Raw genomic sequence first — 24766 nt, 5'->3', positions numbered from 1 at the left:
CTAGCATCGTGAGTGCGTCCTCATGGAAGATCGGGAATCGTATTTTTGGTTACTGCCTGGCATGACTTCTCTCCTCAACAGGCACGACAAAATGGAAGATTACTCCTCGAGTTTGGACCATAGTTGCCCATAGTTTTCCACCATGCGCCTCAATAATTGAGCGGCAAATCGAGAGCCCCATGCCGAGCCCGTCAGCCTTGGTCGTATAGAACGCTCCAAAAATGCGTTCGAGGTTTGCGGGATCGATGCCTGGTCCCGAGTCTTGCACCGATACATGGACTTCACCGGAGCCCGTGACCGCAGAGCTCACTCGGATTTCTCCTGCAGTGTCGCCGGTCCCCTTGATGGCATCAAGAGCGTTCATAATGAGGTTGAGAACGACCTGCTGCAGCTGGACTCGATCGCCCAAGATCAGCGGCAGCCTCTCGTTGAGCCGCATTTCGATTGAAACGCCACTTTTGATGGCTTCGCCATGTGTAAGGCTGATGGTCTCAAGGATGACTTCGTTTATATCCAAAATCGATTTTAGCGAGGGTGCCTTTTTAACAAGTGTACGGATCCGACTGAACACCTGCCCAGCGCGGGTGCCATCGCGGACAACTCGTGCGATCGCTTTTTGAGCTTCAGGAACGTTTGGCGCTTCGCCCAGCCATAGTAACGCCGTCTCCGCGCTGACAACCACACCTGAGATAGGTTGGCTCAGTTCGTGGGCGATCGAGGCCGCCAGATGTCCCATTGTGGTTACACGGTTTACGTGTGCGAGCGCCAGCTTGGTTTCGTGATATCGACGTTCACTTTCGCGCGCTTTTTCCTCGGCTAGTTGCCGATCCGTCAGATCGACGACGAATGCAACGCCCTCGGTTGACCGCATGTCGAAGAGTGCCGCACCGATCAAGACAGGAACGCGGGTGCCATCTTTTTTGACGTAGGCTCCCTCGAATGACGTCGCGGCGCCAGTAGCGCGCATTTCGTCCATAATGCGATCATCTTGCGGATCCCATTCATCGGGCATCAGGCTCTTCCAGCGCAGTGAGCCAGACTCGAGATCCTCACGTCGATATCCGATGATCCGCAAGAACGCATCATTCGCATCGGTGATTCTACCATTAAGATCCCAAGTGAATATCCCGATGATGTTGGCGTTGAACAGCCGCTGAACACGCGCCTCGCGTTCTTGCAGATCGCTGTAGAGACGCGTGTTCTCCAAAGAAATCGCCGCCTGGGTTCCCAAGAGTTCCAGGAGTGTTATGCGATCGGACGTGAAGGCGTGCGATGCCAAGGTGTTCTCAAGGTAAAGCATTCCGCCCAGAACCCCCTGACGAACCAGCGGAAGGCAGAGAACCGATCGCGGGTTGCGAAAAGTCATATATGGGTCGACTGAAAAGAGATGCTGCTTGGTTGCGTCATCGAGAATTACCGCTTCTTGCGTCCTCATGACGTAGCGAAGGATGGTTTCGGGAGCCACCAGTTCTGTGGAGTGGCCATATTGCAGGACGATGCCGTCGCCGACTATTCGAGCTTCAGCTTCGACCACGTAATCGTCCTGACGCGGTAGGATAAGCAGTCCTCGGTCAGCGCCCGCACTCTGCAAGGCGATCGTCATCAACTGCTCGACGAGTCGTGGCAACAGAATTTCGCTTGATAGAGCCTGAGAAGCCTTCAGAACGGCGGCGAGATCGAGGTGTTTGGCAGGCGTCGCCCCGTCGCTGCTTCCGACGTATCGGTTGACGATATTTAATCTGAGATGGTCAGCCTCTAACTGTCTTACCTTGCCCAGTGCGCCCCATCTCAAATAGCCGTCGCGGGCTTTTGAAAGATACATTTCTGCGATGTCTTCAAACCCCCTGGCGGAGTAAAACCGCGCGGCTGTCTCATAGGCGATCGCTTCATTGTGGAAAAACCCATTGACACGGGCGGAGCGAATTGCCTGTTCATACAGCTGCTCCGCCTCTAGATAGCGGCCTTCGAGCCGCGCTAACTCTGCACCAACCAGCGCAGCTCTGTTTTCAAAATTCTCTGGACAATTCTCAGCCCACAGCTCGAGCTGTCTGTGATGCGCCACGAGTGTCCGACAGTGGTCCTCGAGCGCACCTGGCCTCTTGGAGAAGTGCGATGTTGGATCGGCGGATTTCGCCAGGACTGGATTGCAGAAAGCAGCAAGAGAAAGCGCCGCGTAGAAATGATATTCCGCTGTCTCAAACATCGCAGCGGATGTCCAAAGCAACTCACGGGCTCTTGCCGCGCAGGCTAATGCAGTAGAATATTCCCCGGCAAAGAAGCGGACCTGAAGCTTCCTAATCCAATACCAACATTCGGGTTGTTTAGTTGCAGAGTTGGCCGCGTAGCGCCGTTCGAGCTCAAACTCGCTCACCTGCCCATCATCGAAACTGCCAAATTTGTAAGTCAGTCCCCGCAAACATCGTATAACACCCATTTGCGCCTTCATGAGATCGATTATGTGGTCGTATTTCGCTCGCACGGCGAGCTCCAAACCTCGCTCCGCCTGACGCTGTGTCTCTTCAAGCGGATCACCCGCCGCTAAGAAATTCGTGTTAAGGTTATCGAAACTATACACGGTGAACGTGAGGTCGCCAGCCTCCTTCGCCGTTTCAAATGCCCGCCAAATAAGCGCTCGACTAACGCTGACATGTCGGGTCCACGTTAATGAAAACTGCGCAAACCAGAGATAGGCACGGGCGCGAAATCGCTCCAGGCCCGGCCTGTCCACCAATTCATAACCGAGATGACCGAACGCGAACCCAGCTTTGTAATCGCCGAACTGGGGCCCGGCTATTTTGCCGAAAAAGACGTAGGCAACACAGGAGCCGTCGCCGTGCCCTTCGTCCAGGCTCAGATTAATTGCGCGGCAGATGGCAAGCGAAAGCAGATTTGCATCGGTGAAAAGCGCCGACGGAAAGATCCTCGTGAGCACGTCTAGTGTGCCGAGGGAAACAGCGTCTTTCATCAACGGCAAATCGACCAATTCTTGAACCGTCCGATCGCCGATCCGCTTCCAAATCTTGCCGTATTCGCGCTTCACCTGAGTTCGCGTCGGATGCGGTGACCAGTTCACTCCCAAGTGACCCAGATACTCGATGCAGATGTCAACGGCTTTGTCGCATTGATCGAGGGTCGTATACAAATCAATGCGCAGGCAAGCGACAGTCGCTCTCTCAAGCGTACTTCCTGCTCGGACAGAGAGCGTAGTGAGGCGTTCTTCGGCAGCCCATTTCTGACCGATAAGAAAATCGCATTCAGCCTGATAGAACTCAAGGGCAAACGCGAGTTCATGGCGATCTACCCAAGCTTGGGCTCCCAAAAGTGATGCGCCGGTAGCGAAATAATTGAGTGCTGGAAGAAAGGCGGCCGACGCCCTAGCTCGCCTGCCTGCAATCAGGTTGAACTCGGCGAGTTGTTCCTGCTCTTCCTTCAAGAAGATAAGTGCAGTGCCGCGGTTGAGCTGATTGACGATATCGAAAATCAACTCATCTCGCATTGAAGAGGGCGTGTTCAAGACCAGCACTCTACCGATGTGGAGATGCATCTCGATCCGTTTGTCGTGCGGGATCAGCGAATAGGCAGCTTCGTGTATTCGGTCATGAATAAATCTGTAGCTATCGTCACTCTTCTCGATGAAATTCCGCCGAACGGCATCCCAAAGCGCTGCATGGACGTGATCCTCCGACCTCGAGAGGACCGTCGCAAGCATCGCGGTGGAAGCGGCGGTCCCAAGACAAGCCAATTGGAGCAGTGCAGATTGCGTAACTGTTGACAGCTGGGCAAGCTTGCCCACCATCAGTTCAACCACATTTTCGGTGTATAATTTGCTTCGAATGCCTTCAGGATCCCAAGTCCAAGCTCCTATTGTCCGATCGAATTCAACTACGCCTTCATCGACAAGGGCAGACAGGAACTGCATTACAAAAAAAGGATTACCAGCGGTCTTTTCAAAAAGAATTCTAGCTAGAGCGACAGCGCGAGCCCGAACGCAATGAAACGCGTCCATCACCAGCTCTTCAAGATGTTTTCGGCTGAGAGGCGTCAGCTTAGTCTTTTCGACTTTCAGGCCCGTGCTTTGAATGGCCTCCAACTTGCGGGGGAGCGGGTGATCCAAATCGACTTCGTTGTCCCGGTAAGCGCCGATCACCAGCAGGTAGCGAAGCTCAGAACGGGTCATCAGATCTTCGAGGAGGTCGAGCGATGCCGCATCGACCCAATGCAAATCATCTAGGAACAGTACCAGCGGATGCTCTTCCGTTGCGAACACGCCGACAAAGCCTCGGAAGGCTATTTGGAAAGCCTGCTGCGCCTGCTGCAGCGGAAGATCCGGAGCAGGCGGTTGCTCCCCGATAACCAGCTTCAGTTCGGGCATGAGTTCGACTAGATGCTGTCCTTGTGACCCTACGGCCTCGCGCAATGCCCTGCGCCAGCCTGCCAGTTCCGAGTCGCCCTTGCCTAAGAAGCTGCGGATCAATCGCTGAAATGCCTGAGCGACCGTTGCGTACGGAATATCGCGCTTTTCCTGTTCGAACTTGCCGGAAGCAAAGAGGCCGCGAGACGATAATATGGCCTTATTCATCTCGTTCACGACGGAGGATTTTCCGATCCCGGAATACCCAGAGATAATCACCAGTTCCGTTGCCCCAGTCGTCGCGACGCGACCATAGGCATTTAGCAGGGACGCAATTTGGATATCTCTTCCGTAGAGCTTCTCTGGCATCATTAGTCGATCAGGCGTGTCACGGGCGCCTATGGTAAATGGGACGATCTTCCCTGCCGCTTGCCACTGCGACAGGCAACGTTGGAGATCATGCTCGACGCCAGTGGCGGTCTGGTAGCGTTCGTCGGCTGTCTTCGCGAGCAGTTTTGTGACTATATCGGAGATCGGGCCTGGTATATTCGCCACTCTTTCACACAGCGGCGCCGGAGTCCTGGCAATGTGGCAATGAATCAGTTCGAGGGGGTCGGACGTGGTGAATGGCAACACGCCCGCCAACATTTCGTAGAACACCACTCCGAGCGAGTAGAGATCGCTACGCGAGTCGATCGAGCGGTTCATTCGTCCGGTTTGCTCAGGTGCCATGTACGCAAGCGTTCCTGCGATGAACTCTGGTGGGCTAAGTGCCTGACGCTCACGCGGCAGTCGGGAGGCATGGCCAAACCCCGTCAGACACACTCGCTCAGATATCTGGTTCACCAGAATATGTATCGGCTTCAGATCCTTATGGACCAAGCCTCGTTGATGTGCATGGCTTAGGGCCGCTGCAGTGCTTATACCCAGTCGAAGGAACTGAGGTATCGACATCGGTTTACCGATATGGCGGTCAAGTGTTTCGCCACCGGGATCTTCCAATATCAGTATCGTTCTATCGCGGTCTGGAACGAGCTCTATGGGACGGGCAGACCAAGCACTGTCGAGATGGTCCTTGAGTTCGAACTCATGCGCGATCTGAGCGATGCTCGTCGGACGTGGGTGCACTGTGGTCAACCTGAGCGCAAGCACATTGCGCGGCGGCTGATCACCATAAGCCATTAGCTCTCGATGGAGCGCGCGCTCGCCGTCCTTCCACAGAACTTCAGGACCACTTTCGCGCGCAAAAAGCGAGATCTGCGGCTCCATCCATCACGCTCCACGGTTTTTCCAATTGGATATTGCGGAGGAGCGTTTCACAAAGAAACCGTGCTGACTAGGCTCCACTCGCCACCGGGCGACTGTTCCGCGACTGGCAGGCGAGCCTAGTTTGTCCAAATGCGGTAAAATGAAAAAAGGACACCAATCCCCGTGGCCGCTTCTTGGTACACGGCAAGGAAACTTCAGCGAGTTCTGGCGAACAATATGCCAATGTCATTGCGCGAGCGGTTGATCCTCACCTGGCTCCCTTCTCCGTCGCTAGACAGTGCCCTCTGATTTGCAAAAAAATGGGGTTTGGTACATTTACTACGAATGCCGAAAATACGCGGCTCGCCGCGATGAGCGGGTCGGCGCGCCAGAAGAGCGTAAGGGATGCACCAGAGGGAAAGATCATGTTCAACAAGGTTGCAATGATAGCCATCGCACTTGCGTGCGTCTCCAGCGTCGAAGGCGTCGCCATCGCCAAGCCAAACTTCATAATGGTGACCCATTCCCCGCCGTCCGATACGTATTGGTCGGGCGTTATCAAAGGCCTAGAGCAGGCAGGCAACGACCTTGGCGTGAATGTGCAGTATCGCGGCATCGAAAACAATCTAAACGACCCGAACCAGCAGCGCCGGAATCTTGAAGCCGCCATAGCCGCAAAACCTGACGGTATTATCGTGTCCGATCCAACGCCCGCTTCATTAAACGAGAGTATTAAGAAAGCGTCGGAAGCCGGCATTCCAGTAATTATCGTTAATCAGGGAGGCGACCAGGTGGCCGATGTCGGCGCGCTTGCGTTCGTTGGCGATGACCCGGGTAGACAGGGCGCGGTGGGCGCAGCGCAGTTCAATGCTCTCGGCTCGAAACACGCGCTGATTATCACCGCCCCTATTGGCGCATTGCCCTTCCTTGATGCGCGTACCAACGGGTTCAAGGCGGCATTTGCTGGAACTTCAGCTTTGGCCGAGATCCCGCTCACCGATTTCAACAATTCAAACCGGATCAAGACGATTACCGAATCGCAACTGCAAAAAGACCCCTCGATAGACGCCGTATTCTCTATCGGTGGATGTTGCATCGCGGCAATGACCCAGGTCCGCACCGACATAGGTGAGCGCGGAAAGGCGATGCATTGGGGCACGATCGATCTAACAGCAGGCGCCGTTTCGTCCCTCAAGGCGCACCAACTAGATTTCGCCCTTGATGCGCAACAGTACGCTCAAGGCTACTATCCGGTGATAATGCTGGCGCTGTATATTCGCCAAGCCATTCAACCAGCCGAGCCAGTGCTCGTGACCGGGCCCGTCGTTATCACTCCGAACAACGTCAACAGACTTGAGGCTTCCGCTCGCTAGGAGTAACCAGAATCCAGGGCTGGAGGCGCTGCATGTCGTTTGATACTAAGGCGCCACCATGGGAATCCTGAGCGCCAAGCGCATTGCTTCAGTGTTGGCCCGTCCAGAATTGACCGCCGTCGCCGGGACGGTAATCGTTTTTGTCTTCTTTGCCGTTTTCACAGGCGAGGCAGGGTTTCTGACACTGCCGATGACACGCAATTATCTGGAGGTCGCGGCGGAAATCGGCATTATTGCCGCACCGGTCACGCTCCTGATGGTAGCGGGCGAGTTCGACCTCTCTGTTGGATCTATGGTGGCGGCAGCCGAGTCGATTTTAGGCTACCTTTTAGTTGAATGTGGGTGGCCACTTTCAGCAGCTTTGGCCGTCACCATCTCGGCGGCAGCAGTTGTCGGAATAATCAACGGCCTCCTTGTCGTGACAACCAGGTTGCCCTCTTTCATAATAACGTTGGCGATGCTGTTCATTCTGCGCGGTGCTGCACAAGGCGGCTTACGGATGTTGATTGGCACAAGCACGGTGGATGGCGTTCGAGACGTGACGGCCGGGGACGCGTCGGCGGCATTGTTTGCATCCTCGATCGGTCCGTTTTCCATTTCGCTGTGCTGGTGGGTTCTCATAACAATCTTAGCGGCGTGGGTCCTGGAAAAGACCGCTTTCGGCAATTGGATCTATGCCACCGGCGGAGATTCGCGGACCGCTGTGCGGCTGGGTATCCCGGTCAAAAAGGTCAAAATCCTACTCTATGTGACGGTGGCGGTTTCAGCATCGTTAGTTGCCGCACTGGATATCTTTGCCATAAACCAAAGCAATGCCAACGCAGCGGTCGGGCGCGAATTCGAGGTGGTCACGGCTGCGGTCATCGGCGGTGCGCTCCTGACCGGCGGCTACGGGTCGCCAATCGGATCCCTTTTCGGAGCCCTGCTCTTTGGCATGGTCGACCAAGGCTTCTTCTTCACGCCGCTTCCCGATGTCTGGTTCATGACATTTCTTGGTCTCATGCTTCTGATAGCGGTGCTTATCAATAACTACACTCGATTAAAGGCGATGAAACCGGAGGGTGCGGCTCATAAAAGATGACCCTTACCTTGAGGCTGTCTGCGTCTCGAAATCGTACCAGAATGTTGCAGCGTTGGTTGACGTGAGCCTCTCCGTCCGGCCGGGGGAAGTGGTTTGCCTGCTAGGTGACAACGGAGCCGGCAAGTCTACGCTGATTGAAATCCTATGTGGCGTGGCAAAGCCCGACAACGGGACTGTACGCGTATCAGGGGTTGGAGTGCGTCTGGGGTCGCCGAGCGACGCTCTAGACATGGGCATTGCAACAGTCTTCCAAGACCTTGCCTTGGTGTCGATCATGTCCGTGTATCGCAATTTCTTTCTCGGGCGAGAGCCACGGATTGGCTGGGGACCGTTCCAGCGATTTGATTCCCGCAGCGCTATCGCGATGACCGAGGAAGCGCTGCGTGATCTAGGCGTCAGCTCGGCCGCCGTGCGTAGGTCGATCAACACCCTCTCGGGCGGTCAACGTCAGTGCGTCGCGATCGCTCGAGCCGTACATTTTGGCGCTCGCATTCTCATTCTCGATGAACCGACGTCGGCTCTTGGAGTGAATCAGGCCGAGATCGTCCTAGGCTACATACAGAAGGCGAAGGAGGCGGGAATCGGCGTGATCTTGGTTACGCATAACGCTCAGCACGCGTACTCGATCGGAGATACGTTCGTAGTGCTGTTTCTCGGGCGCCAACTCGGAACGTTCAAGAGGTCTGACCTTACGGAAAACCAGCTGATGAGGCTGATGGCGGGCAAAATTGATGAAGCAAACGGCGCATTGGAGCGGAACGCTGGTTGAAGACCCAGCGATCGCAGTCATCAGGCTACCTTCCAAAGTCATTTTTGCCGACGAAGCCTTCTAAGCACAAGATAGCATCCCTCACTGTTGCTGAGACCCCAAGCTACGGCATCATCCCTTGGGAGCTAGAGAAGCCGAACGGACACACATTACCAATTCTTCGATGCTGAAGGGCTTACAAAGGTAACCAATGATACCCTCGGCCGAAGCGCGCACATCGACCTCGTCATTGGGGTATGCCGAAATCAGAATCGTCGGAATACTATGACCTAGATCCCGTAATCGACGGTGCAGCTCGAAGCCATTCATATCCGGCATTTGCACGTCGGACACGATGCAAGCGCTATCCAGGACCTCAGGGGAGGCTAGAAACTCGGGGCCAGATGCGAATGTCGCGACCCGGAAACCCATCCAAAGAATTAGGCCCGCAACGGACTCGCGGATCGACTCGTCATCATCAATGATCGAGATTAGGACCTTTTGGCCAGTGGCCCGACCTGTGTCCGTCTCATGCGGTGTGGCCATCTACCACCTCCGAAGACAGTTACGCTCTGCTGACATTCCCGCCACCAGACTGACGCTCGCGGCCGTGCTCACCATGTCCGTAACCGAACGAACTTTCATTCTTGCATCACTCTCCCATGAGGTGCTTGCATCTCAATCCGCCTATGCCGCGTCTCGCACCGGTTCGACTCGCAAGCCTTGAGTGACCAAAACCATGACCTCTCGCAGGCGGCTGGTTAGCAATCCCGTAGTGCTCCGTCTGCCGCCCTGTCGTCCCGAACTTTCTACTACCGGTTAAAGATACGTGGACGAGAATCTGAACAGGGACGGCGGATCCTGTCTCATTGCCTCAGCAGCCATCGGAAAAGTCGCCGCTGGCGCAATGGATATGGTTAGCATGTCGAGCCGATCAATCGCAATCTGCTGCTGAGCGTAGATACGGTTCAGGTTTGTGACCAAGAGCGGCTTCGAAGGCAGTGGCACACAACCAAATTACGCCAGCTTATAGGATGCGAAGGTGGCGCTATGGCAGGCCGTGATCATGGCTTGACCCTTCCTATGCAGCGCCACGAGAAAGTCCAGGATGGACCGTGCGGCGTTCACCTCACGTCCGATGGACCATCTTTCGAGCGGAACCTAACGGCTTGGAGTTGACGCGCTCCGCAGGAAGCCGAAGCTGAGACTGGAGAAAGTGGTTTCGAAGTCCGTTTCGGCCCAACTCGGCTGAGACCGCGTCCAAATCACATTCAGCAGCCATGAACCGTCAATCGGCAATGTGAAGGTCGCTCTGCCCGCCTGATCGGTAAGGCGAGATTCCAAGGGCGCGGCGTCGTCCTCCAAATGGGTCAACTTGACCAACGCTCCGGCCAACGGCCGGCCCAAATATAAAACCCGCACGGGAAACTCCGCGGATCGTGGGAGTGCATAAGGGCTGCGGTCCGGTACGATCTCCAGTGGTAAACCCAGGGGGCGAGTTATCTGCCCTTGAGGACCTGTGCCAACGGGGCCGACCTGCATTATCGATTTCGCACATCGGCTGTAATTTTCTGATCCATCGCGGTCCATGCGACCAAGACGGGTCCGCAAATCGAGCGCCGGGGTCAGTCCTTCGGCCTCGAGATAGTCGTTGAATCGGATTGACGGCAAATGTGTTTGAGCGAGGCTGTCCGTCTGAAGAACAATCACGTTCAACCCGGGTTTCTGAAGGGCGAAACTGCCATCTTCCGCACTGCCTCCCAAATTTAGCCCTGCCTTCAAATCTGTTCTCGCACCGTCGGGTCCCACCGCTTCGAAACGGACTATGCGGCGCAGCGGGATTGGCGATCGCTGGCGAGATGGCCCATGCCCTACCTGAAGAGTCATCCCAACGACGCCGGCGGGTGAAATCCAGTATGAACTTGGCGCAATCCAGAAATCATGGGCGCCTGCGGGAAACGCACTGCAAGCAAACAGAACAGAAAGTGCGAGCCATCCGCGCGAGCGCAAAATCCGACTAAATTGGCTTCGCCCATCTCTTGTCATGACAGTTCCTATTCGAGGTGGTCAGGAAGATATCCGGGGGTGACATGAAGGAATGGCAGTGTTCCGGCAAGCACAGCGATCGCGATGAGCCAACTCGATGCCACCTTGATAGCGATCGATGCATTTAACGCGATCAACCCGGCTGCTGGGACGATCACTGTAACCGCAAGCAGCGCCCAGAAGGCGTCGGAGGGCACGCCGGAGAACGCTACCACCATGTGAGCCCAAACGCCTGCATTGACTGCAAGTGCAACGCTGCCTGATAGGCCGAGCCCGCGAGGCAGGTGAACAGCCGCGGCGGTGATAGCGGTGCTTATCCAGCATCCGAGAAATGCCATCTCGAGCCAGTCAGGCGGCAAATTCACCCGCAAAACTGAGGCAAGTATGCCGACGAGTGCGACCAAGCTCCACAATCGCGCGCGAAGCGGAGCAAAAGCGAGCGCGAGACCTAATGCCGCAAACAACAGCGCCGGTGGAAGTACCCCTCCCCTCACGGCCGTGTCGCCGCATATAGGAACCAGAGTCCGCTTGCTGTGATGAAGCCACCGGTCAGGCGGGTCGCCACTGCGCCCCAACGATAGCCGTTGAGGGCGCCAATCCCGATACCGAATACGTGTAACAAGCCGGTGGAGAGCACGAAGCCTGTGCTATATGCCACGGGGTCGGCCGCCGAGGGCAGTTCCTCCCCATGGGCATAGCCATGGAAGATTGCGAAAACACCGACGATAAGGGCGGCACACCAGATTGGAGCGGCCGCAGCGAAGGCGATGCAGCCGCCCAGCACCAGAACTGAAAGCGCGATGCCAACCTCGACGGCCGGCAGGCGCAAGCCGACCATTCCCAGCAGAGCGCCGCCTGCCATGACCGTCGGAAAAATTACCGGAAGCAAATAGATGAGCGGGCGTCCCAAATAGGCTCCCCATAGACCCACCGAAACCATGGCCAACATGTGATCTGCGCCGCTGAGCGGATGCAAGAACCCTGACGCGAACCCGCCAGGAAGACCGGTTCCCATGTGGGCCTGCGCCGAACTCGATGCGAAGATCAGCACGATTCCAACCAAGATCTTCATGGTCGATCTGCGACACGGAGCACCGCGGCGCATTTTAATGATCCACCCCTTTCGGATCGGGCGGCGCAAGGAACGGAAAGTCTGTTGCAGAAGGTCGATGCTCATCGCCAAGCAGACCGTCCCAAGCGATTTCGTTTGTGGTTCCTTGGACTAACAGAGATCGCCACATATTCGGTGTGTCGTAAACTGGGCTGCGGCCCCCGCAATCGGCGCGGTAGGCAGTCCGGCCGGCCAATGCTGCCAGTTCGACCGCCAGGAACTGCTTGCACTCACGGACCGCGCTGTTGACCCAGAGCCGGTCGTCAGCGAACATTTTAGCAAGCGCGCGATAGCGTGCCGGAGAAGCAGGCATCTTTTCCGCAAGCAGCTGATTGCCGCATTCTCCGTCAAGACTGTCCTGGAATGCCAACGAACCTTCGATCCGCGTCTCAAAGGTACCACCTCCTTTCACGCCGACCTCGTTGAACTTCTCACGTTCATCACCACTCGCATCGTCAGTCGAAAACGGAGAAACGCCCAGCAAAGTATTTCCAACAAACGGCCGGCCCATCCGATCGAGTAGTCGCTTCGAGGTGGCGGCGGAACCCCAGACCGCCAATATCGACCCCCCTGCCGAGATGGCGTCCAGGTCCACGGAGACAACGATCGCGGACGCCGTCCAATTGCCAAGGAGATTGGTTGCAGGACCGCCATCCGTGTGCCGCCATTGATCGGCAACCGCCTTCGTGGCTTTAGCGTCTAGTTGAGGACATCCGGCAGCATCGGGGGGGGCGCTTCCACCTTTCATGGCAGCAAGCCCCACGCCGTAGGCGCTAATTGAACCTTTGACATTGTTGTAAAAGGGATCGTCGCGCAGTCCCGCGAACAGCTGGAACCTGCCATTGCGGCTCCGTAGACCACCTATGTTGCTGGCATCCCCGTCCACCCGATCCGAGTTGCCAAGCTTGCAACTCGCTAATTTAGGCGTTGGGAAACGGCAGGTGATGGTCGTGGAAGCTGTCGTATGACCAAAGGTCTTCCCGCTATCGATATGCAGCACATATTGCAAACGGTCGGAAAGGCTGTGTCCGACCACTGTCATGACGAGATTCAACCGGCGACCATCAGGCGCTGTCCATGCGTACACGTCAGCAATATCCGCTTGGGGATTCGCGGTCATGGCGGGGGAATCGAAGTGATCAGAGCTCCACGCGGGCTCGATACCGCCGATACACAACGCTAGCATCGTCGCGGCGACAACCGCTCTCTGGGTCACATCCAATCGTTCATGCGGCATCGCGCGTACTCCCGTTTCCCGGCGTTTCAACAAAAGGCTCCGCTTCGCTACAGAATTGAGCCGAGATGAGGACACATCTATTGAACGAACGTATCGGCAATACCATTGAGCAATGGGTGGCTCGACGTAGACACAGGATGTCAATGGGCGGACATCCGCGCGATTGGATTACGACCTCAATGATTTGTGCTTTGACGAACTTGTCAGGCTCAGGCGGCCGAGCGCATTGCCCGATCTGCCGGCAAGACGGGCGTATCAAGCGAAGCCAGCAGCAAGCCAAGTTGTGGCGTTAGAGACAATCTGGGACACCGACCGCAGCAAAAGCAGCCAAAACGATACTGCCCTTTGTGCTCGCGGTGAATGCGCGCCGCAGGCCCAGCACGTGGCCGATCAACAATTCCTGTCGCCACCGAAAGAAGCAGGAGCAAGGCAGGTGACACTGAACGTGCAACTGGCGACCGGGCTTAGCCTTCGCCGCAATTCGGTTTCAACGCTTTGCCTATACGTGTCTGCCGTTCAACGTCAGCTGCTTGAAGTGATCATAGGTGTCAGCGATCTGCCGGCGGTGGGACAGCCATGCCGCCGTCTTTTATTGCACCGATACCAATGATGGATACTCTCCGGTCGCGTTGCCCGCTACACCGGTTTCGGCGAGCGTAGGGATATCTTTGAATGGCCATGGTCCCCGAAACCATATTGGATCCGCACCGCGACGGGGGTAGCGTGCTGAGAGCCTGCAAAATTGCTGAGAGATGGCGGTCATGGCAGGCTGATAATGCTCAATGTCTCCGAATTTCGCGAAGGAACACCACTATGTGTGAACGTGTGGCTGGTCGGCGCAAAGAATAGTAACCCAGCCTCGGAAGTGAATTCTGCTTGCTTCTGAGAGTGCAGCTGACGACACCAAGACGGGCAGAACAGGAAAGGGCATCGATGAGCGAAAAACTTCTCCACCCAGTAAAATTAAAAAGGGCATATGAGAGCCGTGACGTCAGCGACGGTACGCGGGTGTTGGTGGATAGGCTTTGGCCGAGAGGGGTGAAGAAGACGGACGCGGGCATTGATTTTTGGATGAAAGAACTCGCGCCGAGCACCCAGCTTCGGAAATGGTTTGGACACGACCCAGCACGCTGGGAGGAATTCCGCATGCGATATGTTGCGGAGATCAACGAGCATCGCGGTGAGCTCGACCGACTGCGCGATATGATACGGCAGGGAGCTATCACGCTCGTCTACTCGGCTCATGATGAAGCCCACAACGATGCCGTTGTCCTCAGAGATATTCTGCTGAAAGATTGGTAATCATGTCATATCGCTTTGCACGGACTACAATTACAACGGAAGCACCAAACTCGGCCGCTCATCGAAGCTGAAGTCGCATGTCCATCAAGTCTGAGGAACAGTTTCAGCCTCGTGAAGCAATCGCTCAAACCTAACAATCGTCTGGCGAATCAAATCGTGGGCAAGGTTGCTTTCGCCAAGACGCATAGCCGCCTCGCATTCATTGAGCATGGCGACAGCTTTCTGAATTTCGATCTTTAGATCATCAGTTTTTTCACTCATAGCCAGTCATAGCCCCACGGGCGCAACGCGGCAAATGATTACGCGCGCCGATCTACAATTCATGCTCCGACGCGGCGCTCGTAATTAGAAAAACCGACGGTATCGAACTCGTTCCGAGAGTGGAGGATTCGCTGTCCGTCATTGCGGTCGAGATGGACATGTCGAAGTTTGACCTTGTCAAAACCATCATCGGTGACTGGCTAATTGCCAACGCCTATCTGCCGGTGCCCCTTAATGGCCAAGGGATGAAGCGATGTCGTTGTGGCTCGCATGGAGGAGGTTGCACGGATGAGGGCGTTCTAATAGACAGACCCCACAAACGGGGACTTATGATGGACGAACACAACCACGACGTTCACCTGGCCGAGCTAACCGCTGATGTAGTCTCTGCTTACGTGACCAATAACCCGGTTCCCGTAGGCGCCCTACCTGACCTCATAGCCTCTGTGCACGCGTCATTGTCTGGCATCCGCCAGCCAGTCGCAGCCGATCGAGCAGAGCTGATCCCTGCGGTCAATCCAAATCGGTCGATATTCCCCGACTACCTCGTAAGCCTAGAAGACGGGAAGAAATTCAAATCCCTGAAGCGACACTTGGCGACGTCACACAATCTTACGCCTGACGAGTATCGCACCAAATGGGGTTTGCCGCGCGACTACCCTATGGTGGCGCCGAACTACGCTGCCGTTCGGTCCGCAATGGCAAAGTCAATTGGTCTAGGTCGAAAGACTACGCCAGCAAAGGCACCGGTTAAGCACAAAGCGAAGGAACGCGCCTGACTACCTAACACGAAAGCCGCCGTCCCATTCGCGAGACGGCGGACCTTCCCGTGCCCTACCCCGATATGTGCCTTGCAATTACGGAGCCAACAATAGTGCCCCATTCTGAGACGCTGACGTCGACGGCAATAATCGGTGCGTCGGGCTGCTGCCGCCCGGGCGGCTGCGACACCGGCAATTTTTTGTCTCGCGGAAATCGTCAAGTACGCGCTTGCGGGGCCGCGCTACCAGCTGCTCCAAGGATTGCACAAGCAAGGTAAGATCAGGGTCATTCGGAAACAGCCCAAAATCGTCGAGCGTCCCCTCGCGGGACGTCCATGCGCGTCACTGGCCGGATCGCCGGAATAGTCCGCTAGCCGGAATTTGGTCGCCCATCAGCGCGGGGCGAGTGCGGCAAGTGTCAAAGACATAATTAGGGCGATGCCGAGATCGCAACTGCGGCGATTAGTGGCAATGGACGCGTGTGCAAATCGAAACTCACCGCCGGGCCAGCCTATGCAGCTTGCTCCGCAAGCGTTGCAGGACCGGTATCGCGTTTCCCATTGATCAGGTTGAGAAGATGAGCTGCGGCGCGTGCGTCACAGAGTGCCCTGTGATGTCCTTTGAGGTCGATGTCGTACACGTCGCAGAGATTGGCAAGACTGTAGGATTTATGACCTGGGAATTGCTTGCGCATGGTCGCGCACGTGCAGAGTTTGGGAAACCGGAAGCGACGCTCGAGCCGTTCATATTCGCCGGAGAGAAAGCCGTAATCGAAGTTGACATTGTGGGCGACGAAGATGCCGTCGCCCATGAATTGCATGAAGCTGTCCGCGATCTCCGCGAAAAGTGGAGCGTCTCTTACCATAGCGTTTGTAATGCCGGTGAGCCGTGTGATGGCCGCCGGGATCGACCGCTGCGGGTTGATCAGCGACGTCCATTCATCGACAATTTCATGATTGCGGATTTTTACGGCACCGATCTCGGTAACACGGTCGCCATTCGACCAGCTTCCAGTCGTTTCGATGTCGACAACGACATATTCTTGATCAGGATCGAAGCGAAAATCGACACGTACGATTTCAGCCTTGATACCTGCGCTGGACAACTGACGCAGGCGCGTGAGTTGATTGCGGCGTACAGCGTCTCCTTCCGCCTTGACTTCAAGAAAAGCGACCTCGCCATTGAACTCGATCATCAAGTCTGGAAATCCGTCGCGCATAGCGCGAAAGTCTTCGCTCATGAGCCGAAGGATGGTGCTCACCCCGCCGGGATGAGCGGCAAGCAAGGGTCGTATCGCATCCATGTCGATATGATCCCAGGCAAAGAGCCCGTTCGGTGTCCCCCACTTTCCTGCGATGGTGCGCAAAATTAGGGCGAGCACGGACTGCGACGACACGGCAGACAGCTTCGCGTCAATATCGCGCGCGAACAGACGCGCGAAGCTCTTGTCTTTCAAGCAATGCGGCACCCAGTCGAAGCTCGAATGGAGCTGGCCAGACTCGAACAGCTCTTCCCAGAACAGCAAACCGAACAGGCAGTGCCAGAGCTTATTCTCTGCATAGAAGACCGTGCGCCCCTGCCTTCGCATGACGCCCGCTACGCCAGCCTCAGGATTTCCGCGCCAGCTGTCGTCGACTGTGACGGTATGGCCGGCCCGCAGTAGTTCGGTGCAAAGCCCTGTTCTCCGACCGTTGAACTTGCGGGCATAAAAATCATTTGCAAAGACGAATTCATCATCGCTCGCCGGATCGTCAATCATCCTGCGAAGAAGCTCTTCCGACCCTTTTTTATCTCCCGTTGAGTAGAGCAAACGCGTCAGGCGCTCATTACAAACAAAGGATGAACCGGCACGATACAGTTGTATCGCAATTCCCTTCTCGCCGTCTTTTTCAAAAAACTGTCCTGCCTTGTGCGCCGCTCGGCTTTTCAATTCCTCGGCGTAGTCGGTTGTGCATTCGGGACCATCGAGAATTTCAGAAATAGAGGCGCGAAAGGTAACCTCGGATTTGATCTCAAATCGATCAAGTAGCCGGCTGTAGTGGAAGCTTGCATGAGCCTCTTCAGCGTCGGTGAAGCGGGCACTCAGGTTTGCATTTTTGTTGGTGCGCAGGATGCCGAGGTCGCGCAGGGCGAAGTTCTTCAAATCTCGCTCGGTCTTCCCGAAATACAGGTACAGCAGGAATTCGACCGGGGCCGTGTCGCCGAGCGCGATGAAATCATCGCCTCCGCAATGGTGATAGGCTGTCTCAAATGAGACGTTCGCCAGATAATATTCGACCACCTTTCCCTTCGCCCAGGACGTTCGCAGATCGGTGAGGCCGGCGTCCTTCCCAGCCTTCGTGAGCGCTTCTTTCGCATGGCAGACGATGAAGGATGCATAGTCGCTGTGCGCGAGTGACCGCACATATCCAAGGGCCCGGAGCACTGCCACGGCGCGGCCAGGGTTCGATATCTCGGCGTAACGAAAAGCCGACTGTCGAAAGATGCTTCCGCGCCGATTTATCATGCGGATCAGAAGGCACTGCGCATCCTTCGAAATTGTCGCAAAAGTCGCGATAAACGCGCGGTGTCGATCCGTCAGCACCGCACCATAGGTATCGCTGACGATGTCGAGCATTTCGGTGAAATGATCATGATAATAATAGACCGGCAACACAGGCAGCTTCATTCAGGTTCATATCCGCTACGCAGTTCGACGCATGCCATTCCTGAGAAGGCTTGAGCGATCGCTCTTCACGGAAGCCGTTAATAGCGTCGAGAAAATTGGCACGTTCTACATTTGTTCCAATCCTGAGAAGATGTCAACGTGGACCTCAATCCGATTGTTTCCTCATGCGTCGCTCAAACGAATCGTCACCTTCGGCTCCGGTCGGAAGCACATAGCTGGTGACATGTTTTTCGTGCCATCAGGTGCGATACACTCGATCGCCAACACGGCATGACAGCGCCGCGGATTTCGTCCTCGGTTTCTCACGAGAAGCCCAAGTACTTCGGGATGCACGCCTCAAGCGATTCGTGGCAAAAGCTACCATTGAACACGGGTGAGTGACCACGTTGGATTGTGACAGCTTTGCGCCTCTTGTGAGCCGTTGAGGGCACCTTTGCCACCTTGTGAAAACGGACATTGTCGGCGACGAGGCATGACGCCCGCGGTCGCGACAGGCGCAAAGATCAGTCGAGGCTGATCCGCGTTCCTTTGGCGCCGTTGAGCAGCCGCTTGAGATGGAAGCTAGCGAGCTGGTCGTCCGGACATTTGCCGATCTGCGCGGCGAAAGCCGTAAGCGCGTTTGCATCGCCGGCCTCCAATCTACCGAAGGCTTCGAGATAGCTCGCCGTCGAAGGATCATCATACTGCTTTGACGACAAGGGCTCGAACGCGCGTAGCGCCTCGGCCCTGCCGCGCAGCATCAGATCGCCGACCGGCCGTCCGCGGAAGCCGTCGACCCTTGCAGCCGCGCTCCCGCTGACGCAGATACGCGTGCCCAACTGCTTGTTGGCGCTTTCCAGCCGCGCCGCGATATTGATGGTGTCGCCATAGGCCGTGTAGTCGAAGAAGCGGCCTCCGCCGAAATTTCCGACCAGCGCCGGACCTGCATGGACGCCGATGCGGGTCGTACCGACCGCGACGCCCTTGTCGCGCCAGCTGTCGCGGAACGATTGGGACAGCGCGTCGAGCTCAAGCGCGCAGGTAACCGCGCGCGCCGCATGGTCCTGCTGCTCGCCAGGCGCGCCGAACAAGACATGTAGCGCATCGCCGACGATCTTGGCGACGGTGCCTTCATGAGCGAACACGACGTCGGTCATGCCGGCCAAATAGTCGTTGAGGAGCGCGCCTAGCGTGGCAGGGTCGATCGTTTCCACCAGCGTGGTGAAGCTGGTAATGTCGGTGAACAGCGAGGCGACCTCGCGCCACTGTCCGGCTAGCGCCAACCCGTCGGCGTCGCCGGCCAGCCGCTCGGCCAGATTGGGCGAGAAGTAGCGCGACAGCGATGCATGCGCGCGCTCCGCGACCGCTTGCCGCCGATGCGCCTCGTGCAGCACCTCGCGATGCTTCAAGGTCTTGGCGATCGTGGTCTCGAGGTCGGCAAAGTCGATCGGCTTAGTGATGAAGTCGAAGGCGCCTCGGTTCATCGCGGTGCGGATGTTGGCCATGTCACCGTAAGCGGAGACGATGACGGTCGAAAGCTGCTGCCCCTCGGCCTGCTGCAGCTTCTCCAGCAGCGACAGGCCATCCATACGGGGCATGTTTATGTCGCACAGCACCACGTCAATGTCGCTGTTGCCGTCGATGACGGACAGGGCGTCCACACCATCGCTGGCGAAGAGAAAAATGACCGCACCGTCGCGGATCTGACGCCGGAACTTCTGGACGATCAAAACCTCAAGATCGGGCTCGTCGTCGACCACGAGGATGCGCGCCGTCACGCCACCATTCCCAGCCGCGTTTCGATCTGTTGCCTGAGCATCGCAAAGTCGATCGGCTTGGTCAGCAGCGCTTCGGCGCCGTTCTCCAACGCCTTGCGCTTGGTTTCGGCGTCGCCATAGGCGGTGATCATGATGACCGGGACGTCGGGCCGCAGCACCTTGATGTTCGGCAGCAGCTCGAGCCCGCTCATGCCGGGCATGTTGATGTCGGACAGCACTAGGATCAGTGTCACCCCTTCGGCGTGGTCGATCTGCTCCAACGCATCGATCGCCGATTGCGCGAACTCCATGGTGAAGCGGCTGGCTCGGATGTCGCGGCGGAACTGCTGGCGAAATAACGGCTCGACGTCGGGCTCGTCGTCGACAACCAGAATGAGGAGGCTCATGCTTCACCTCCCGATTTTGCGAGCGAGGCGGCAGCGCGCGGCAGCACAATCCGGAACTCGGTGAACTCGCCTGGCTGGCTGTCGACGTCGATCGTGCCGGCATGCTGTTTGACGACGATGTCGTGGCTGAGCGACAGGCCGAGCCCGGTGCCCTCGCCGGCTGGCTTGGTCGTGAAGAATGGATTGAACATCTTCTCCTTCACCTCCGGCGAAATGCCGATGCCGTTGTCGCGGATCCTGATTTCGACACGGTCGCCGAGACTTCTGGTCATAGCGGAGAGCGTCGGCTCATAGCCCGTGCCATTCGTCACCGCGCTCTGCTTGGCCGTTGCATAAAAGCCGTTGGAGATGAGGTTGAGAAGCACCCGCGTGATCTCCTGCGGGTAGAGATCGACATCCCCCGCCTGCGGGTCGAAATTCCGCGTCAGCGTGATGTTGAATCCTGGCTTTTCGGCGCGCGCCCCGTGATAGGCAAGGTTCAGGCTCTCCTCCACGACGGCATTGATATCGATCGGACGATGATCTCCTGAACCCGCGCGCGAATGCAACAGCATGTTCCTGACGATGGAATCGGCCCGCTTGCCGTGCTGGACCACCTTGTCGAGATTGCTCTTGAGCATGCCTGTCAGCTCGGCAAGCTCTTCGCGCACGGATGCCTCCAAAGGCGCGCCGGCCAGCACACTGCTCAAATCATCGATGAGTTCGCCGGAGAGCGCTGAGAAGTTGTTGACGAAGTTGAGCGGATTCTTGATCTCGTGGGCGATACCGGCGGTCAACTGGCCGAGTGAGGCGAGCTTCTCCGTTTGCACGAGGCGGTCCTGCGCGGTCCTCAGATCTTCGAGCGAGCGTGACAATTCGCGGGTACGCGCCTGCACCTCGTCGAACAGCCGGACGTTCTCGATCGCTATGCCGGACTGGTCGGCAAACGTCTCGACGAGCTCGATCTGCCTCGGCGTGAAGTCCCGTACCTGTGACCGCGTCAGCGCGAATACGCCGACCGGCGCGCCTTCGCGCAAGATCGGAACGCATAAAATGGTCCGGTAGCCGCCGAGCTTCTGAAGCTGCGTTGCCCCGTAGTCCGGGTCGGCGAGCACGTCCGACACGTGGACGGCACGGGCTTCGAGGGCCACCCTTCCAGTGATGCTGTCGCGACTAGGGGCAAAGGGATTGGCTTTGGCGAAAACCGCGGCTTCAGGCAAATTGCCGTACTCGGCCGACCACCGGTAGAGATCGCCGTCGCGTTTGAAGATGACGCTCGTGTCCGCGTCGCACAGCTTGGCCGCCGATTCCACCAGCGTGTCGAGAACCGGCTGCAGGTCGAACGTAGAGCGGCTGATCGCCTTCAGCACGTCGGCCGTCGCCGTCTGCTGCTGCAGCGACTCGCTCAATTCCGCCGTGCGCGTCTGCACCTCCTCGAACAGCCGCGCGTTCTCGATGGCGATGACAGCCTGATCGGCGAAAGTCTCGACGAGCTCAATCTGCTTTGGCGAGAACGGCCCGGGCGCCTTGCGCATGACCAGAAGCAACCCCATTAGCTCCGTGCCGCGCAGGAGCGGAACGCCGAGAATGCAGCGAACGCCGCGCTGCCGCGCCACGTCGGTGAAGGTGAACTCGGGATCGGCTTCGAAATCCGGTACGTGAACGGTTTTCTGTTCCAGCAGAACGCGCCCTGACACCGATTCGCGCCCCGGCCGGCGCATGATCTTGGTATGGGCAGGGGCCGCTTCCGGATTTCGGCTGAAGGTCGTGGTCCACTGAAATCCATCGTCGACCAGACGATAGAAATCGGCAATGTCCGCGTCGCAGAGGTGCGCGGCGGACTCTGCCAGGGTGTCAAGGACGTTCTGCAGGTCGAAGGCCGACCGGCTGATGACCTTGAGCACTTCTGCTGTCGCTGTCTGCTGCTGAAGCGACTCGCTCAGCTCCGCGGTCCGCGCCTTGACCTCATCAAACAGGCGGACATTTTCGATGGCGATCACGGCCTGGTCGGCGAAGGTCTTCAGAAGTTCGACTTGCTTAGCGGCAAGAAAGCCCGTCTCAGCACGCCCGACTGCTATGCAACCGATGGGCAGGCCGTCACGCAGCATCGGCACGGCAACAGCACTGCGCAGGCCTGAAAAAGCCGCTGCGGCGCGATGCGTGAATTCACTATCCAGGGTGAGGTCCGGGATCTGCGCCACGTCAAGATATAGAATTGCCCTTTCGGCAGCGCTGCCGCGAGTAGGTGCAACGGGAAAGGTGTTGCGCACGATCTCAACGCTTTCTTCGGTGATGCCGTGATGCGCGACGAAATGCAGAAGCTCGCCGTCAAATCTGTAAACAAAGCAGAACTGTGCTTCGCATAGACGGGCGGCGCTTTGCGCGATCATATTAAACACTGGCTGCCCATCGGTGGGCGAGCGGCTGATGACGCTAAGCACATCGCTGGTCGCCGTCTGGTACTCCAGCGCCTCTGTGGCCTCCCGTGTCCGCTGCTGCACCTCCTCGAATAGGCGGACGTTCTCGATCGCAATTACGGCCTGGTCGGCAAAGGTCTGGACAAGTTCGATCTGGCTATCGGTGAAGGGCCCGGGTTCAGGTCGCGTCATTGCGAAGACGCCAATTACCGATCCTTCGCGCATGAGCGGTACGCAGAGCACAGCCGAATAACCTCCGAGTCGCGGAGCTTCGGGAAGGCCATGTTCTGTGTCCTTTGTAACATCCGGAATATGGACGACTGCCTTGTCAAGTGCTGTTCGGCCGACCCAGGATTGTCGGCTGATCGGACTCGGATTCGCCTCTTCATACGCGCGATACTCCGGAGTTTGGTCGTAGCCTGCCGCAAGCCGGAAGACATCGCCGTCCCGCATAAAGATGCCAGACGTTTTCGCACCGCAGAGCCTCACAGCAGAATCGATAAGTGTCTGCAGGACGCTCTGCAGGTCGAACGCGGAGCGGCTTATGACCTTGAGCACATCCGCGGTCGCGGTCTGCTGCTGTAATGCTTCGCCAAGATCGGCGGTGCGAGCCTGCACCTCTTCGAAGAGCCGCACATTGCCGATCGCGATGACGGCCTGGTTGGCGAAAGTTTTGAGCAGGCCAATTTGGCTGTCGCTAAAGGGCCGCGCCTCGATGCGCCGGATCATAAGCGCTCCGATTGCTTTTCCTTCCTGCAACAGCGGAGTGGCGAGAATCGCGCGAAAACCAAGACGTTGAGCCATCATTCGGCCGGTTGCAAACTCCTCTCCAGCGATGGTCAAGTCGTGAACGTGGACCGGCACCCGATCCAATACGGCGCGGCCGGTAACGATGTCGCGCGCGACCGGGAAGCCAGCACTGTCAACCGGAATCGGTCCGTGATGCGCTCCCACAGCCAGCCTGTCGGAGCGCAGCAGATAGATCGTTGCGTCATAGGCGTCGCAGAGCCGAGCGGCACTTTCAGCGACGGCGTCCAGCACAGGCTGAATGTCCGTGGGAGACCCGGCGATCACTTGCAATATTGCGCCCGTCGCTGTCTGCTGATCCAGCGACTCGGTCAGCTGACGATTGTGCCCCTCGACTTTCTCGAACAGCCGGGCATTCTCGATGGCGATCACGGCCTGGTCGGCGAAGCTCTCGACCAGTTCGACTTGACGCGGTGAAAATAGCCCGATCGTCCGCCGTGCCATGCCGAATACGCCGATGGTCTCCTGACCCCGCTTCAGCGGAACAGAAAGTACTCCGCGGAAACTGCCGATGATTGCGGCTTCCGGCCTTTCGTATTCCGGGTCTTCAAGCGCGTCCGCCACATGGATCGTCAATCCCTCCAGCGCGGCGCGGCCCTGAAACGTCCCTCGTCCCACGACATGCGGGTTGGCCCGTTCATAAGCATGCAGCTCAGCAGCCTGCCCCCCGCCTGCCATGAACCGCAACGTATCGCCAACGCGCAACGTGATTGCGCCCATGTCCGCCCCGGCCAGGCGTATAGCGGAGTCGACCAGCGTCTGCAGTACCGGTTGGATGTCGGTCGGCGATGCGGCGATCACCCTGAGGATCGCACTCGTCGCATTCTGCTGTTCAAGGAGATTGGCTACCTCCGAGGTGCGTACCTGATTTTCTTCGCGCGCCGCTATCAACTCGGACCGGAGCGAGCTGATCGTGACCTCAGAGTCGGAGTCAGGCCCTCCCACTGAGGTGCTCCTGTTTTTTCTCTGCTCAGTGTCGGCTTTGGCCAGCCCAGCGTCAAGTTTGGTGACCTGCAACTCCCGTTTGTGACCAGCGCAGCCGCTGGATGATGCAACTGAGCGCCGGCTTTCGGAGCTATTGCAGATGGGAATTCGTGCGAAGGTCGTAGGCGGAGTTTTCGCGCCTTGACCTAAAACCAGTCGGTCAGCTTCCGGCCCCCAAATTGGTCGCGCGGAAATCAGCGTTGGTCGATTGACCCGACCAAAACGCAGCTCCCGCAACTGGCGGCGAAC

At 57.3% G+C, this 24766-nt stretch carries 16 protein-coding genes; 6 read left to right on the top strand and 10 right to left on the bottom strand.

Going from position 1 to position 24766, the window contains the following annotated elements:
• Nucleotides 1-49 precede the first annotated feature (49 nt).
• Entirely contained in the window at nucleotides 50-5620 is a 5571-nt protein-coding gene (locus tag X751_RS154770; RefSeq protein ID WP_023734893.1) for an ATP-binding sensor histidine kinase, read from the bottom strand.
• 404 nt (nucleotides 5621-6024) lie between these two features.
• Here X751_RS154770 and X751_RS154775 point away from each other — a divergent pair, with 404 nt between their 5' ends.
• From X751_RS154775 to X751_RS154785, 3 genes are read left to right on the top strand one after another with little or no spacing between them, the layout of a single operon-like run.
• Nucleotides 6025-6972 (top strand): sugar ABC transporter substrate-binding protein, encoded by a 948-nt coding sequence (locus X751_RS154775; RefSeq protein WP_196813636.1) that lies wholly within the window; start codon nucleotides 6025-6027, stop codon nucleotides 6970-6972.
• 58 nt (nucleotides 6973-7030) lie between these two features.
• On the top strand, nucleotides 7031-8053 hold the full coding sequence (locus X751_RS154780) for an ABC transporter permease (protein WP_031199895.1): 1023 nt from the start codon (nucleotides 7031-7033) through the stop codon (nucleotides 8051-8053).
• Nucleotides 8043-8822 carry an ATP-binding cassette domain-containing protein gene (locus X751_RS154785; protein WP_031247018.1) on the top strand — a complete coding sequence of 260 codons (780 nt, stop codon included), beginning with the start codon at nucleotides 8043-8045 and terminating at the stop codon, nucleotides 8820-8822. Before X751_RS154780 ends, X751_RS154785 begins: the two co-directional genes overlap by 11 nt.
• Before the next feature lie 111 nt (nucleotides 8823-8933).
• Here X751_RS154785 and X751_RS154790 read toward each other — a convergent pair whose 3' ends face one another.
• The 4 genes from X751_RS154790 to X751_RS154805 form a co-directional block, all read right to left on the bottom strand.
• Nucleotides 8934-9347, bottom strand: a complete 414-nt coding sequence (locus tag X751_RS154790; protein ID WP_050590565.1) for a response regulator — start codon at nucleotides 9345-9347, stop codon at nucleotides 8934-8936.
• A 1508-nt stretch (nucleotides 9348-10855) separates the two neighbouring features.
• Nucleotides 10856-11251 carry a hypothetical protein gene (locus X751_RS1000000166865; RefSeq protein WP_155923333.1) on the bottom strand — a complete coding sequence of 132 codons (396 nt, stop codon included), beginning with the start codon at nucleotides 11249-11251 and terminating at the stop codon, nucleotides 10856-10858.
• Nucleotides 11252-11337: 86 nt separating this feature from the next.
• Nucleotides 11338-11919, bottom strand: coding sequence for a HupE/UreJ family protein (locus X751_RS154800; protein WP_023734901.1), 582 nt, complete (start codon nucleotides 11917-11919; stop codon nucleotides 11338-11340).
• 34 nt (nucleotides 11920-11953) lie between these two features.
• The gene (locus X751_RS154805) at nucleotides 11954-13195 is read right to left on the bottom strand and encodes a hypothetical protein (protein WP_023734902.1); all 1242 of its coding nucleotides are present in this window, start codon (nucleotides 13193-13195) and stop codon (nucleotides 11954-11956) included.
• Nucleotides 13196-13358: 163 nt separating this feature from the next.
• Between X751_RS154805 and X751_RS1000000166860 the strand changes: the two genes are divergently transcribed.
• Both X751_RS1000000166860 and X751_RS154810 read left to right on the top strand, forming a co-directional pair.
• Complete coding sequence (locus tag X751_RS1000000166860; RefSeq protein WP_156936371.1) at nucleotides 13359-13805, top strand: hypothetical protein; 447 nt, start codon at nucleotides 13359-13361, stop codon at nucleotides 13803-13805.
• A 323-nt stretch (nucleotides 13806-14128) separates the two neighbouring features.
• On the top strand, nucleotides 14129-14497 hold the full coding sequence (locus X751_RS154810) for a DUF488 domain-containing protein (RefSeq protein ID WP_023744381.1): 369 nt from the start codon (nucleotides 14129-14131) through the stop codon (nucleotides 14495-14497).
• An 84-nt stretch (nucleotides 14498-14581) separates the two neighbouring features.
• Here X751_RS154810 and X751_RS1000000166855 read toward each other — a convergent pair whose 3' ends face one another.
• Nucleotides 14582-14758: a hypothetical protein gene (locus X751_RS1000000166855; RefSeq protein WP_155923335.1), complete on the bottom strand. Its 177-nt coding sequence runs from the start codon at nucleotides 14756-14758 to the stop codon at nucleotides 14582-14584.
• A 329-nt stretch (nucleotides 14759-15087) separates the two neighbouring features.
• On the opposite strand from X751_RS1000000166855, the gene X751_RS154815 reads away from it, so the two are divergent.
• Nucleotides 15088-15537 carry a MucR family transcriptional regulator gene (locus X751_RS154815; protein WP_023744380.1) on the top strand — a complete coding sequence of 150 codons (450 nt, stop codon included), beginning with the start codon at nucleotides 15088-15090 and terminating at the stop codon, nucleotides 15535-15537.
• 493 nt (nucleotides 15538-16030) lie between these two features.
• Here X751_RS154815 and X751_RS154820 read toward each other — a convergent pair whose 3' ends face one another.
• The 4 genes from X751_RS154820 to X751_RS1000000164730 form a co-directional block, all read right to left on the bottom strand.
• On the bottom strand, nucleotides 16031-18187 hold the full coding sequence (locus X751_RS154820; RefSeq protein WP_023744379.1) for an exonuclease domain-containing protein: 2157 nt from the start codon (nucleotides 18185-18187) through the stop codon (nucleotides 16031-16033).
• Between the two features lie 503 nt (nucleotides 18188-18690).
• Nucleotides 18691-19944 (bottom strand): adenylate/guanylate cyclase domain-containing protein, encoded by a 1254-nt coding sequence (locus tag X751_RS154825; RefSeq protein ID WP_023744378.1) that lies wholly within the window; start codon nucleotides 19942-19944, stop codon nucleotides 18691-18693.
• A complete protein-coding gene (locus X751_RS154830; protein WP_023744377.1) occupies nucleotides 19941-20330 on the bottom strand; it encodes a response regulator in 390 nt (129 codons plus the stop codon). Before X751_RS154830 ends, X751_RS154825 begins: the two co-directional genes overlap by 4 nt.
• On the bottom strand, nucleotides 20327-24478 hold the full coding sequence (locus X751_RS1000000164730) for a GAF domain-containing protein (RefSeq protein ID WP_198022433.1): 4152 nt from the start codon (nucleotides 24476-24478) through the stop codon (nucleotides 20327-20329). The genes X751_RS154830 and X751_RS1000000164730 overlap by 4 nt, the downstream gene beginning before the upstream one ends.
• Nucleotides 24479-24766 lie beyond the last annotated feature (288 nt).

This window comes from Mesorhizobium sp. LNJC394B00, from assembly GCF_000502555.1.
GTDB lineage: Bacteria > Pseudomonadota > Alphaproteobacteria > Rhizobiales > Rhizobiaceae > Mesorhizobium.
The sequence above is the reverse complement of the archived record's forward strand: the minus strand, read 5'-3'. Positions and strand labels throughout refer to the sequence as shown.

Bases quoted from the DNA above. Each gene is read 5' to 3' on its own strand.
- X751_RS154770 (WP_023734893.1), bottom strand. From the start codon at position 5,620: ATGGAGCCGCAGATCTCGCTTTTTGCGCGCGAAAGTGGTCCTGAAGTT.
- X751_RS154775 (WP_196813636.1), top strand. From the start codon at position 6,025: ATGTTCAACAAGGTTGCAATGATAGCCATCGCACTTGCGTGCGTCTCC.
- X751_RS154780 (WP_031199895.1), top strand. From the start codon at position 7,031: ATGGGAATCCTGAGCGCCAAGCGCATTGCTTCAGTGTTGGCCCGTCCA.
- X751_RS154790 (WP_050590565.1), bottom strand. From the start codon at position 9,347: ATGGCCACACCGCATGAGACGGACACAGGTCGGGCCACTGGCCAAAAG.
- X751_RS154800 (WP_023734901.1), bottom strand. From the start codon at position 11,919: ATGAAGATCTTGGTTGGAATCGTGCTGATCTTCGCATCGAGTTCGGCG.
- X751_RS154805 (WP_023734902.1), bottom strand. From the start codon at position 13,195: ATGCCGCATGAACGATTGGATGTGACCCAGAGAGCGGTTGTCGCCGCG.
- X751_RS154810 (WP_023744381.1), top strand. From the start codon at position 14,129: ATGAGCGAAAAACTTCTCCACCCAGTAAAATTAAAAAGGGCATATGAG.
- X751_RS1000000166855 (WP_155923335.1), bottom strand. From the start codon at position 14,758: ATGAGTGAAAAAACTGATGATCTAAAGATCGAAATTCAGAAAGCTGTC.
- X751_RS154815 (WP_023744380.1), top strand. From the start codon at position 15,088: ATGATGGACGAACACAACCACGACGTTCACCTGGCCGAGCTAACCGCT.
- X751_RS154820 (WP_023744379.1), bottom strand. From the start codon at position 18,187: ATGAAGCTGCCTGTGTTGCCGGTCTATTATTATCATGATCATTTCACC.
- X751_RS154830 (WP_023744377.1), bottom strand. From the start codon at position 20,330: ATGAGCCTCCTCATTCTGGTTGTCGACGACGAGCCCGACGTCGAGCCG.